This is a genomic window from Aeromonas sp. s4 (assembly GCF_040907855.1).
In the GTDB taxonomy this organism is placed as follows: domain Bacteria; phylum Pseudomonadota; class Gammaproteobacteria; order Enterobacterales; family Aeromonadaceae; genus Aeromonas; species Aeromonas caviae.
This window is the reverse complement of record NZ_JBFOCP010000041.1, coordinates 103579-114857: the sequence shown is the minus strand read 5'-3', so window position 1 is coordinate 114857 and position 11279 is coordinate 103579. Positions and strand designations below refer to the sequence as shown.

Here is an 11279-nt window from a genome sequence, read left to right as displayed (position 1 = left end):
CGACACTCCCTCCCCTGGCAAGGGGAGGGTCGGGGTGGGGTCATTGGCATGCTGACTCATAACGCCCCCAGAAAATCGGTAAGCGGGCTGGAGGCTTGCGCCTGCAGGGCGCGGGCGCCGAGGCCCGCCTCATAGGCGCTGCGCCCGGCAGTGCAGGCCAGCGCAAAGGCGCGGCCCATGGCGACCGGGTCGCCGCTCACCGCGATGGCGGTGTTGACCAGCACGGCGTCGGCGCCCAGCTCAAAGGCGGCCGCCGCATGGCTCGGCGCACCTATGCCCGCATCCACCACCACAGGCACATTGGCCTGCTCGACGATGATGGAGAGAAACTCCCGGGTCACCAGCCCCTGATTGGAACCGATGGGGGCGCCCAGCGGCATCACGGCGGCGCAGCCCACCTCTTCGAGCCGCTTGCAGAGCACAGGGTCGGCACCGCAGTAGGGCAGCACCACAAAGCCCTCTTTCACCAGTTGTTCGGCGGCTTTGAGCGTCTCGATGGGGTCTGGCAGCAGGTAACGAGGATCGGGGTGGATCTCGAGCTTGAGCCAGTTCGTCCCCAGCGCCTCGCGGGCCAGGTGGGCGGCAAACACCGCCTCGGCGGCGGTCTTGGCCCCCGAGGTGTTGGGCAACAACTTGACCCCGAGTTGCCGAAGGGGCGTGAGGATATCGTCGTGGGCCTTGCCCGGTTCGAGCCGCTTGATGGCCATGGTGACCAGCTGGGAGCCGCTTGCCTCGATGGCGGCGGCCATCAGTTCCGGGCGGGCAAACTTGCCGGTGCCGGTGAAGAGGCGCGAAGAGAAGGTGTGATCGGCAATCTTGAGCATGTCAGCCTCCCGTCACTGCGATAAGAAGAGATGAGGCCCCGCCGCAAGGCAGAGCACGCGAAGATGGGACTGCGAGCATCATGGATCAGCCTCCCGCAATGGCGGTGAAGAGGTGAAGTTCGTCCCCGTCATTGAGACGGGTCTCGGCCCAGCGGCTGCGGGGCAGCACGGCGCCGTTGAGGGCCACCGCTACCCCCTGAGGGGAAATCTCCTGCACCGCCAGCAGCTCAGTCAGGCGCTGGCCGGTGGGCAGCGTCAGCTCGATATCGTTCAATCGGATCTTCATGGTTAATTCTCCTGAGCCGGGTGGGTGCTGCCGCAGACCGGGCAATCGGGGTCGGGAGCCAGCGTGAGGGTCTGCCACTGATGGGTCAACGCATCGAACCGGCGCAATGTGCCCGCCACCGGGCTCGGCATCCCGAGCAGCAGTTTCAGTGCCTCCAGCGCCTGCAAAGAGCCCATCACCCCGACCAGCGGGCCAGTGACACCGCTGGTCTCGCAGCTTTCCCTGATCTCGGTATCCAGCGGATAGAGGCAGGCGTAGCAGGCGTGATCGCTGCTGGTGCGCACCATCAGCTGCCCCTGCCAGCCCACTGCGGCGGCACAGACCCAGGGCTTGCCCTGGGCCACGCAGGCGGCGTTGATGGCCTGGCGGGTGGCGAGGTTGTCGCAGCAGTCGATCACCAGATCCACCTCGGTCAAAAACTCCGGCAGGCTGGCGGCATCGAGGCGCTGGTTGATGGCGATCAGCTCCACCAGCGGGTTGTGGGCGGCCAAGCGCTCGCGGGCCAGCTCCGCCTTGGAGTGGTTGACCGCCTCGCTATCGAACAGGATCTGGCGCGGCAGGTTGCTGGAGTCCACCGTATCGCCATCGGCGAGCCACAAGGTGCCCACCCCGGCCCCCGCCAGATAGAGGGCGAGCGGCGAGCCGAGCCCGCCGAGGCCCACGATCAGCACGGACTTATCCTTGAGCCGCGCCTGACCGGCTTCCCCCACTTCCGCCAGCATCAGCTGGCGGCCGTATCGCAGGTACTCTTTGTCACTAAGAGACGCGGCATCAGAGCGCATGTTCTGCCTCCCGTATCACGCAGGCCGAGCGCGGTTCATCCCCCGCCCCCACGGCGGCGAGCAGCCGCTCGGTCGCCCCCTGCCAGTCATCGCTCGCCGTGATGGCCGAGACCAGCGCAATGCTGCCGACCCCGCTTGCCTTGACCGCCGCCACCCGCTCCTCGCTGATGCCACCGATGGCCACCGTGGGCCACTGCGCCATCAGGGCGCGGTAGTGGTGCAGCCGCGCCAGCCCCTGGGGGCGCGAAGGCATCGCCTTGGTGTTGGTCGGGAAGATATGGCCCAGCGCGATATAGGAGGGGGCAAGCTCGCGGGCCCGCATCAGCTCGAAGTAGCCGTGGGTGGAGATGCCAAGGCGCAGCCCCGCCGCCTGAATGGCGGCGAGATCGGCGGTCTCCATATCCTCCTGCCCCAGATGCACGCCCCAGGCCCCCGCCTCGATGGCCTGCTGCCAGTAGTCGTTGATAAAGAGCCGCGCCCCATGGCGGCGACCGAGCTCTACCGCATCACGAATGGCCGGCGCCACCTCTGTGGCGGGCAGATTCTTGATCCGCAGCTGGATCGTCTTGACCCCGGCCCCCAGCAGACGTTTGAGCCACTTGACCGAGTCCACCACCGGATAGAGGCCGAGGTGGTGTTCGGTCGGCGCGAAGGGGCCCTGCGGCAGACGGGCGCTGCTCGCTTCATGCAATCCAAAGCGGCGATCGAGCGGTGAGCCCGCCAGCACGGCACGGGGGAAGTGGGCAAGGTCGGCGGGCCAGCCGAGATGGGCGATGGGCCCCGGGCCTGCCCCCACCCCCTGCGCCGCCGCCAGCCCCTGTTGCAGGTAGGCACGCGCCAGGGTGATGGCGTCCTCCACCGGATAGTCCTGCGCCACCACGGCGGCGATGGCGCTGGCGTAAGCGCAGCCGGTGCCGTGGCCGTGGCGGGTATCGAGGCGCGGCGCGGCGAGCCAGAATTCGCGGGTCTCATCCTGGTAGTAGTCGAGGCAGAGATCCCCGCCCCATTCAAGGTGGCCCCCCTTGACCAGCACGGCGCGGGCGCCGAGTTCGCGCAGCCGCCGGGCGGCGAGGCGCACCAGCTCGGGACTGGTGGCGGGCAGGCCGGTCAGGGCTTCCAGCTCGGGACCATTGGGGGTGATCAAGGAGAGGCGCGGCAGCAGGTGCTCGCGCACCGCCACCAGCATGCCGGGCTCCGCCATGGGGGTGCCGGTGCTGGCGATGGCCACCGGGTCGTAGACCACGAAGGGAGCCTCGACGGTCGACAACCTGCGTGCCAGCACCTCCACATGCAGCCGGGTCGGCAGCAGGCCGATCTTGATGGCGGCGGGTGGCAGATCCAGCCCCAGGGCATCGATCTGGGCGGCGAAGGTCTGCATCAGCACGGGGTCGACCATCTTCACCGCCACCGAGTTCTGGGCCGTGATGGCGGAGATGACGGAGCAGCCGTGCACGCCGAGGTCATGCATCGTGTGCAAGTCGGCCTGAATGCCGGCCCCGCCGCCGGAGTCGGACCCGGCGATGGTCCAGACCACGGGGCGGGCCTGCGTCACGGCGGACAGGTCGGCGGGGCTGACAGCCCCGCGCTCGCTGCTCACGCCTCCTCCCCTGCGGCCTGCTTCAGAGTCGCCGCCTGATGGTAGATCTCGCCGCCGGTCTCCTTGAAGGTTTCAGCCATGCGGGCCATGCCGCTCTCCACCTCGGCCACCACCCGCTCCTGCTGACCGTCCATGCCGACCAGCTTGATCTCCACGGCTTCCAGTTTCGCCGCATAATCGCGCACGTCCTGGGTGATCTTCATGGAGCAGAACTTGGGCCCGCACATGGAGCAGAAGTGGGCCACTTTGCCGGACTCCTGAGGCAGGGTCTCGTCGTGGTAGGCGCGGGCGGTGTCGGGATCCAGGGCCAGGTTGAACTGATCCTCCCAGCGGAACTCGAAACGCGCCTTGGACATGGCGTTGTCGCGGATCTGGGCGCCCGGGTGGCCCTTGGCAAGGTCAGCAGCGTGGGCGGCGATCTTGTAGGTGATGAGCCCCTGCTTCACGTCCTCCTTGTTGGGCAGGCCCAGGTGTTCCTTGGGGGTCACGTAGCAGAGCATGGCGCAGCCGTACCAGCCGATGAGCGCGGCGCCGATGCCGGAGGTGAAGTGATCGTACCCCGGGGCAATGTCGGTGGTGAGCGGGCCCAGGGTATAGAAGGGAGCCTCGTGGCAGTGCTCGAGCTGCTCGGTCATGTTGCGCTCGATCATGTGCATGGGCACGTGACCAGGCCCCTCGATCATCACCTGCACGTCGTATTCCCAGGCAATTTTGGTGAGCTCGCCCAGGGTGCGCAGCTCGGCGAACTGGGCCTCGTCGTTGGCGTCATAGACGGAGCCCGGACGCAGACCGTCACCCAGCGACAAGCTCACGTCGTAGGCGGCGCAGATCTCGCAGATTTCGCGGAAGTGCTCGTAGAGGAAGTTCTCCTTGTGGTGCGACAGGCACCACTTGGCCATGATGCTGCCACCGCGCGAAACGATGCCGGTGAGGCGCTTGGCAGTCATGGGCACGAAGCGCAGCAAGACGCCGGCGTGGATGGTGAAGTAGTCCACCCCCTGCTCGGCCTGCTCCAGCAGGGTGTCGCGGAACAGCTCCCAGGTGAGGTCTTCGGCGATGCCGTTGGTCTTCTCCAGCGCCTGATAGATGGGCACGGTGCCGATGGGCACCGGGCTGTTGCGCAGGATCCACTCGCGGGTCTCGTGGATGTAGCGGCCGGTGGAGAGATCCATCACGGTGTCGGCGCCCCAGCGGGTGGACCAGACCAGCTTCTCCACTTCCTCTTCGATGCTGGAAGTGACCGCCGAGTTGCCGATGTTGGCGTTGATCTTCACCAGGAAGTTGCGGCCGATGATCATGGGCTCCGCTTCCGGGTGGTTGATGTTGCTGGGGATGATGGCGCGACCGGCGGCCACCTCATCGCGCACGAACTCGGGGGTGATGTTCTGGGGCAGTCTGGCGCCAAAGCCCTGACCCGGATGCTGGGTGCGCAGGAGCTCGGAGCGCACCCGCTCGCGGCCCATGTTCTCGCGGATGGCGATAAATTCCATCTCGGGGGTGACGATGCCTTGTCGGGCATAGTGCAGCTGGGTGACCCGGCGGCCCGGCTTGGCGCGGCGGGCGCTCGGCAAATGTTCGAAACGCAGGTGATCCAGCCCCTCGTCCGCCCGCCGCTCCTGAGTGAAGGTGGAGCTCAGCCCGTCCAGCGCGTCGGTGTCAGCACGCTCCAGCACCCAATTCTCCCGCAGGCGCGGCAGACCGCGGCGCACGTCGATGGGGGCGGCCTCTTCCCCATAGGGGCCCGAGGTATCGTAAACCGGCACCGGCTCGTTGGGCTCGAACTGGGGAGCTTCCTTGGTGCCGCCGACGAAGGTGTCGGCCAGCTGGATCTCCCGCAGGGGCACCCGGATATCGGCGCGGGAGCCTTCGATAAAGATGCGGCGGGAGTTGGGGTGAGCCATCCCCTTGAGGTTGTCGATAAAGGTCTGGGCGCTGGAGCGCTGCTCGCGGCGGCTGGATTTGGTGGTATCAGAAACATTGGTAGACATAGCAAAACTCACATTAACTGGTTGAAGTTATGGGTGTTTGCTTGTCTGGAGTTCGAGGAGAAGATGAACTTGCGGCGGGGTGTGCTCGGGGGAGTGAGTCGGGCATGGATCTTCCCTGCTCTGCCGTCCCTCTGCCCTGTGTGGCAGATCCGCAGGCCTGACGGCCCGGCGGGACAACCTCCCCCTGTGCGCCTGTGGCAGCCAGAGGCGGTCTGCCTCCAGCTGGCGGGAAGGTGTGCCTTCCCCGGCGCGGTAACCCGCAAGTTACCCTTGTTTCCCTTCGCAGGTCTTAACCTGATCAGGTTCCACGGATCCCGAATTAACGGTCTCAGCTTAGCGTCGTTCGACGGTCAGCACTCCGACAAGATGTGCGCCAGTATAAGTGGGGAAATTTAAAGTACAAGCCATTAACAAGGGGAAAGGGAGAGAGGTCTCACTCTTCGGCGTCGAGGGGATCCTCGGGGTCGGGAATGAGGATATCGGTGAGGCGGCCCTCTTCATCCCGGCTCAGCACCAGGCGGCGACCCGGTTGCAGATCGGCGGCGCTGCCGTTGATCCAGCGAGTGTCAGCATCAAACACCAGCACGCCGAGATCCTGTAGCAGCAATGCCTGCTGATTATGGGTGAGCAGTCGATCCTCCGCCCGCCGCCAGCTGGCCCCGAGCGCCGGATCCGGCGCCCCGTCGAGCACCCGGATCGTCTCGGCGACGCCGTAGCGGCTCTGGATCGCGAGGTGCATGCCGGGCACGAGCCCGTCCGGCTGCGCCACGCCGTGCAGTTCGGCACTGCCGAGCTCCAGCTCAGCCCCCTGGAATTGCAGGCGCACCCCGTCGTTGTGCTCCAGCTCCACCAGCCAGAGCTCGGCGTCGTCGGCAAGGGTGCAGAAGGGCAACAGCAGCAGGCAGAGTGCGGTTCGGGTCATGGCTGGCGGTCCGGGGTCACGGGGTGAGGTTTAACTATGGCCCCGGACGGGCAATTTTTCCCGGTCCTCCCTGACCGGTCAGTCATCCTCCCGGCACTGGCTCAGGCGCATGCCGTCAAACTTGCACTCCAGCTCCAGCCAGCGTCCCTCGAACGGGGAGAGGCTCCCATCCGAGGTGACATAGCCCCAGATCCGTCCCCCTTCCACCGGCCCTTCCAGTTCCATCTCGTCCTCCTCTTCCAGCGCCTCCACCTCGCGAACGAGCCGCCGCGCCCCTGCCGCCGTCTCCTGTACGACCCCTTCCAGATCGACCCAGGTCCCGCCGAGATCGTCCTCATCCAGGCCATCCTTGAAGCGGGTACGCTCATCGATCACGAAGGGAATGCCATTGACCATCAACTGGCCAAGCTGCCAGGTGGTGCGGCCCGTGAGCTTGAACTCGGCCGCCTGCACCAGACCAAAAGGCAATAGAATCAATAACCAGAAGGCGCAGAGAGACTTCTTCATCGGGGATCCTCGGGGTTACACTGGCACACAGGATGACCCATCCGGTGTGAAATGGCCGTGAAATATCGGCACAGACCAGGAGATCAGAGCATGAAAATACTGGTGGTGGAAGACAGTCCCCAGGTGGCGGAGACCATCATGGACTATCTGGCGCTGGCCGGGCACAGGGTGGATTGCGCCTATCATGGCCAGGCCGCGCTGCAACTGCTGGCCCAGGAGCGCTTCGACGTCATCATCATGGACGTCATGATGCCGCGCCTCGACGGCCTGCGTACCGTGGAGCGGCTGCGTGCGGACGGCATCGCGACCCCGGTGCTCTTTCTCACCGCCCGTGACAGCCTGGAGGACAAGCTGGCAGGCTTTCGGGCGGGGGGCGACGACTATCTGGTCAAGCCGTTCGCCATGGAGGAGCTGGAGGTGCGCCTGGAGGCCCTCAGCCTGCGTGGCCCCAGAGGGGACATGGGCGTCCTCGGCTTTGGCGATCTGACGGTGGATCCCGCCAGCGGCCGCGCCACCCGCGCCGGGGTGGAGCTCAAGCTCGGCAAGATCCCGTTCCAAATCCTCACCCTGCTGGTGAAGCGCGCGCCCCAGCTGGTGACGCGCCAGGAGGTGCTCGACACCGTCTGGGGCGACGAGGAGCCCGACTCCGACGCCCTGCGCAGCCACATCTATGCCCTGCGCAGCGCCCTCGACAAGCCCTTCCCCACCCCCATGCTGGAGACCCTGCACGGCCAGGGCTACCGGCTGGTGACCCCATGACGAACCCGACGCCGCCCCTTGCCTCCGGTCTGCCGAGCCTGCGCCGGCGCCTGGTGCTGGCGCTGGGAGGGGCCGGTCTGCTGCTGCTGGTGATCCTGAGCCTGCTGATGGTGGTGGCCGAGAACAAGATGGAGGAGCTGAGCCTGCGCCACTGGCTGGAGGCGGAGGCAACCCGCTATGACGACGACTGGTTGCGCCTCGGAATGGCGGCCCCCGCCCCCAGCCCGCGCCAGTTCTCCAGCTACTGGACAGAGGCGGGCCGCCTGCCCGCCTGGCTCAAGGCCTACCAGAGCCCCGGCTTCTTCGAGCATCAGCGGGGCCGGGAGGACAAGCACTTCCTGGTACGCGCCCACCCCTCGGGTCAGGGGCTGCTCTATCTGGTGTTCAACGACGATGCGGACGACTACCTGGACCCTTACGAAGCCAAGCTGCATCTGGTGACCCGCCTCATAGGCCTGGCCCTGCTGCTGGGGAGCCTCGCCTTCGGCATCTGGCTGGTGCGTCACATCACCAGGCCGCTGGAGCGGCTGCGCCAGCGGGTCGCCCACCTCACCCCGGATCAGGGGGACTTCGTGCCCGATGCCCCCTGGCAGGAGCTGCGAGAGATAGAGCAGGCGCTGCTGGCGGGCAAGCACGAGGTAGCCGCCGTGTTTGCCCGTGAACAGGAGTTCAGCCGCTTTGCCAGCCACGAGCTGCGCACCCCCAACATGGTGATCCAGGGATCCGCGGCCCTGCTCGGCAAGGTGAATGACCTGCCCGCCCCGGCAGCCCGCGCAGTCAGCCGCATCCGCGCCGCCGCCGACGAGATGGCCCTGCTCACCGAAACCTTCCTGCTGCTGGGACGCAAGGAGGCCGTGGAGCGCCCGCCCCAGCAGGTGGCGCCGCTCATTCGCCGGGAGCTGACCCGCCTCGCCCCCCTGCTGCAACGGGAGACGCTGGACATTCGCCTGCAACTGGACGAGAAGAGCGAGGTGCAGGCCCCCCTCTCCCTGCTCGCCATCGCCCTCGGCAACCTCTTGAAAAACGCCCTGAGCTACGCCGAGGGGCACATCGAGATCACCCTGCACGAGCAGGAGCTCACCATCAGCAACCCCACCGCCGCCGCACCGGATCAGATCCTCGGCTACGGCTGCGGCCTCACCATCATCCAGCGCATCTGCGAGAAGCTGGGCTGGCAGATTGAGACCCATCTGGTGGAGGGGGTCTTCAGCGCCCGGCTGGTGATGATCCCCGGCGCCCCCGGGGCGGCATAAGCCCCTCATTCCCGGCCCTTCTTCCCGGCTGTTCAACACAGTGGGAGAAGGGAGACACTTCCCGGCAAGCCCACTGCCTTCCAGCCCACCCCCCAGATAGCAACAAGGCGCCCGAGGGCGCCCTGTGTTTACCTGTCTGACACTCGTTTGGGACTCATTCCGCCGGCTTGTGCTTGCGGCTCGCCTTGAGCTCGAGGAACTCGATGATCTTGCCCGCCACGTCCTTGCCGGAGGCAGCTTCCACCCCCTGCAGGCCGGGGGAGGAGTTCACCTCCAGCACCAGCGGGCCGCGGGCGCTACGCAGAATATCCACCCCGGCCACGTCCAGCCCCATGATCTTGGCGGCCTGCACGGCAGTGGCACGCTCTTCCGGCGTGATCTTGATGGCTTCGGCGGTGCCGCCCCGGTGCAGGTTGGAGCGAAACTCCCCCGGCTGGGCCTGGCGGCGCATGGCGGCCACCACCTTGCCATTGACCACCAGGCAGCGGATATCGGCGCCGTTGGCCTCGCGGATGTACTCCTGCACCAGGATGTTGTTGTTGGTCTGGATAAAGGCCTCGATGACGCTCTCGGCGGCCTTCTGGGTCTCGCACAGCACCACGCCAATCCCCTGGGTGCCCTCCAGCAGCTTCACCACCAGGGGGGCGCCCCCCACCATGGTGATGAGATCCGGTACGTCGTGGGTGCTGTGGGCATAGCCGGTCACCGGCAGGCCGATGCCGTGACGGGAGAGCAGCTGCATGGCGCGCAGCTTGTCCCGGGAGCGGGAGATGGCCACCGAGCTGTTGAGAGCCATGGTGCTCATCATCTCGAACTGGCGCAGCACGGCGGTGCCATAGAAGGTGATGCTGGCACCGATGCGCGGGATCACGGCGTCATAGCTCTCCAGCTCCCGTCCTTCGTAATGGATGGAGGGGCTGTGGGAGGCGATGTTCATGTAGCAGCGCAGGGTGTCGAGCACCTCGACCTGATGCCCACGGGCCCGGGCCACCTCGACCAGACGGCGGGTGGAGTAGTTGTTGGGCTCACGGGATAAAATGGCAATATTCATGGAAATGGCAGACCTGATAATCGGACTGGAGAGTATAAGGTGCCATGAACGACTGGCAACGCCAATCCTTTCCCCTCACCATGCGCGGTTCTGCAAGAACGGGCAAAAACCGAGAGTGCCGCACTCAAGAACGGACCAAAGCCAGGGACCGCTCTGCAAGACGGCGCCAGCCACCAGCCCTCATGTCCGATGGCGCCAGCGACGTCAATGGGGGCCGCGCAGCCCTTGCTGCAACTCAAGCAGCAGGGCGACCTCCTGCAAACGGCGCGCCGTGGTGCCGGCCCAGCCTCCCAAAGGCACGGGGGCCAGCAGGGTCTGGGCGATGCAGTGGCGATAGAGAGGCCCCTCATGTTGCCAGCCCCGCATCCCGTCGACGTCGTGATGGTGCAACCACTCCAGGTTGCCGCGGCGAAGCAGCTCGATGCGCCGCCCGTCTTTGAAGTGCAGGTAAAGCCCCTTCTTCTCCACCCCGGGACCTGCATACTTGTCGAGCCAGAGGGTCAGAGGCACCCCTGCCGCCTCGCCGCGCAGGCAGGCCCGCCCCTCGGCGCTCTCCAGATCCCCGCGCCGGATGGGCTGCCCCAGCCGGTCGCAGACGCCCTCCGCGATCAGGTGCAGGCGGTCGTCCCCACCCAGGGCCACCAGCAGTTCCCGGATCATCGCCAGCAGATGGGTGCCGATGTCGAGGATCACTCCGTCTGGATGGCGCAGGACCCGCCGATCCGGCTCCCCGGTGGCGAAGTTGAGGGCATAGGGATGCCCCGCCTCGTCCAGGCCGCAGGGTTCCAGCAAAAAGCCCTCCACCGCGCTGATATCGGCGAGGGTGGCCAGCCCGACCCCGGCGCAGCCTGGTTCCCGAGGCTGCCAGCCTTCATCCAGTTTGCCGCTCAGCAGCAACTGCTGGACGGCATTGCGGGCCATCCAGTGATCCAGCGCCAGCACCCTGGCCGCGACCTCGGGGTCCGCCAGCAGGGCGTGCAGGCGATCGTGCTGGGCCAGGGTGGCCACCACGGGTTTCTCCACCAGGATGAGGGGAATGGCGCTGGCCAGTGCCTGTTCCAGCACGGGCAGATGCAGCAGGGAAGGCGTGGCGATCACCAGCCGATCCAGGGGTTCGGCCAGCAGGGCTTCCAGGGTCGGCGCAGACATGACACCGGGCAGGGTGATGGCGGGATCAAAACCCCATATCTCGGGATTTTCCGCCAGGGCGGCAAGTGCAGGCAGATAGGCTGTCTGCACCACGGCCCCCAGACCGACAAATCCAATCTTCATGGCAACCTCGATATGGCGTGCGTACCCGGCGCCTGCCC

11 protein-coding genes and 1 riboswitch are annotated in these 11279 nt (G+C 66.6%); of the genes, 2 read left to right on the top strand and 9 right to left on the bottom strand.

Annotated elements, in window-relative coordinates:
- Positions 1-56: 56 nt before the first annotated feature.
- The 7 genes from AB5Y89_RS13910 to AB5Y89_RS13880 form a co-directional block, all read right to left on the bottom strand.
- Complete coding sequence (locus AB5Y89_RS13910) at positions 57-824, bottom strand: thiazole synthase (protein WP_045522913.1); 768 nt, start codon at positions 822-824, stop codon at positions 57-59.
- Positions 825-909: 85 nt separating this feature from the next.
- Entirely contained in the window at positions 910-1110 is a 201-nt protein-coding gene (gene thiS, locus AB5Y89_RS13905) for a sulfur carrier protein ThiS (protein WP_151027582.1), read from the bottom strand.
- 2 nt (positions 1111-1112) lie between these two features.
- Entirely contained in the window at positions 1113-1892 is a 780-nt protein-coding gene (locus AB5Y89_RS13900; protein ID WP_368223991.1) for a ThiF family adenylyltransferase, read from the bottom strand.
- Entirely contained in the window at positions 1882-3489 is a 1608-nt protein-coding gene (thiE, locus tag AB5Y89_RS13895) for a thiamine phosphate synthase (protein WP_368223990.1), read from the bottom strand. The genes AB5Y89_RS13900 and thiE overlap by 11 nt, the downstream gene beginning before the upstream one ends.
- Positions 3486-5477: a phosphomethylpyrimidine synthase ThiC gene (gene thiC, locus AB5Y89_RS13890; protein ID WP_368223989.1), complete on the bottom strand. Its 1992-nt coding sequence runs from the start codon at positions 5475-5477 to the stop codon at positions 3486-3488. Before thiC ends, thiE begins: the two co-directional genes overlap by 4 nt.
- Positions 5478-5734: 257 nt before the next feature.
- A riboswitch (TPP riboswitch) is annotated at positions 5735-5848 on the bottom strand.
- Positions 5849-5910: 62 nt separating this feature from the next.
- Positions 5911-6399: a hypothetical protein gene (locus AB5Y89_RS13885; protein WP_039040448.1), complete on the bottom strand. Its 489-nt coding sequence runs from the start codon at positions 6397-6399 to the stop codon at positions 5911-5913.
- Between the two features lie 78 nt (positions 6400-6477).
- On the bottom strand, positions 6478-6906 hold the full coding sequence (locus tag AB5Y89_RS13880) for a hypothetical protein (protein WP_029313554.1): 429 nt from the start codon (positions 6904-6906) through the stop codon (positions 6478-6480).
- 90 nt (positions 6907-6996) lie between these two features.
- Between AB5Y89_RS13880 and AB5Y89_RS13875 the strand changes: the two genes are divergently transcribed.
- On the top strand, positions 6997-7665 hold the full coding sequence (locus AB5Y89_RS13875) for a response regulator transcription factor (protein ID WP_049637286.1): 669 nt from the start codon (positions 6997-6999) through the stop codon (positions 7663-7665).
- Positions 7662-8918, top strand: a complete 1257-nt coding sequence (locus AB5Y89_RS13870) for a HAMP domain-containing sensor histidine kinase (RefSeq protein ID WP_279986967.1) — start codon at positions 7662-7664, stop codon at positions 8916-8918. Before AB5Y89_RS13875 ends, AB5Y89_RS13870 begins: the two co-directional genes overlap by 4 nt.
- A gap of 154 nt (positions 8919-9072) precedes the next feature.
- Here the strand turns inward: AB5Y89_RS13870 and rimK are convergent, their stop codons facing one another.
- Both rimK and AB5Y89_RS13860 read right to left on the bottom strand, forming a co-directional pair.
- On the bottom strand, positions 9073-9969 hold the full coding sequence (gene rimK, locus AB5Y89_RS13865) for a 30S ribosomal protein S6--L-glutamate ligase (RefSeq protein ID WP_010672657.1): 897 nt from the start codon (positions 9967-9969) through the stop codon (positions 9073-9075).
- A gap of 204 nt (positions 9970-10173) precedes the next feature.
- Positions 10174-11241 (bottom strand): Gfo/Idh/MocA family oxidoreductase, encoded by a 1068-nt coding sequence (locus AB5Y89_RS13860; RefSeq protein ID WP_368223988.1) that lies wholly within the window; start codon positions 11239-11241, stop codon positions 10174-10176.
- Positions 11242-11279: the final 38 nt, after the last annotated feature.

Coding starts and splice junctions, on each gene's coding strand:
- AB5Y89_RS13910 (WP_045522913.1), bottom strand. CDS start 824: ATGCTCAAGATTGCCGATCACACCTTCTCTTCGCGCCTCTTCACCGGC.
- thiS (WP_151027582.1), bottom strand. CDS start 1,110: ATGAAGATCCGATTGAACGATATCGAGCTGACGCTGCCCACCGGCCAG.
- AB5Y89_RS13900 (WP_368223991.1), bottom strand. CDS start 1,892: ATGCGCTCTGATGCCGCGTCTCTTAGTGACAAAGAGTACCTGCGATAC.
- thiC (WP_368223989.1), bottom strand. CDS start 5,477: ATGTCTACCAATGTTTCTGATACCACCAAATCCAGCCGCCGCGAGCAG.
- AB5Y89_RS13885 (WP_039040448.1), bottom strand. CDS start 6,399: ATGACCCGAACCGCACTCTGCCTGCTGCTGTTGCCCTTCTGCACCCTT.
- AB5Y89_RS13880 (WP_029313554.1), bottom strand. CDS start 6,906: ATGAAGAAGTCTCTCTGCGCCTTCTGGTTATTGATTCTATTGCCTTTT.
- AB5Y89_RS13875 (WP_049637286.1), top strand. CDS start 6,997: ATGAAAATACTGGTGGTGGAAGACAGTCCCCAGGTGGCGGAGACCATC.
- AB5Y89_RS13870 (WP_279986967.1), top strand. CDS start 7,662: ATGACGAACCCGACGCCGCCCCTTGCCTCCGGTCTGCCGAGCCTGCGC.
- rimK (WP_010672657.1), bottom strand. CDS start 9,969: ATGAATATTGCCATTTTATCCCGTGAGCCCAACAACTACTCCACCCGC.
- AB5Y89_RS13860 (WP_368223988.1), bottom strand. CDS start 11,241: ATGAAGATTGGATTTGTCGGTCTGGGGGCCGTGGTGCAGACAGCCTAT.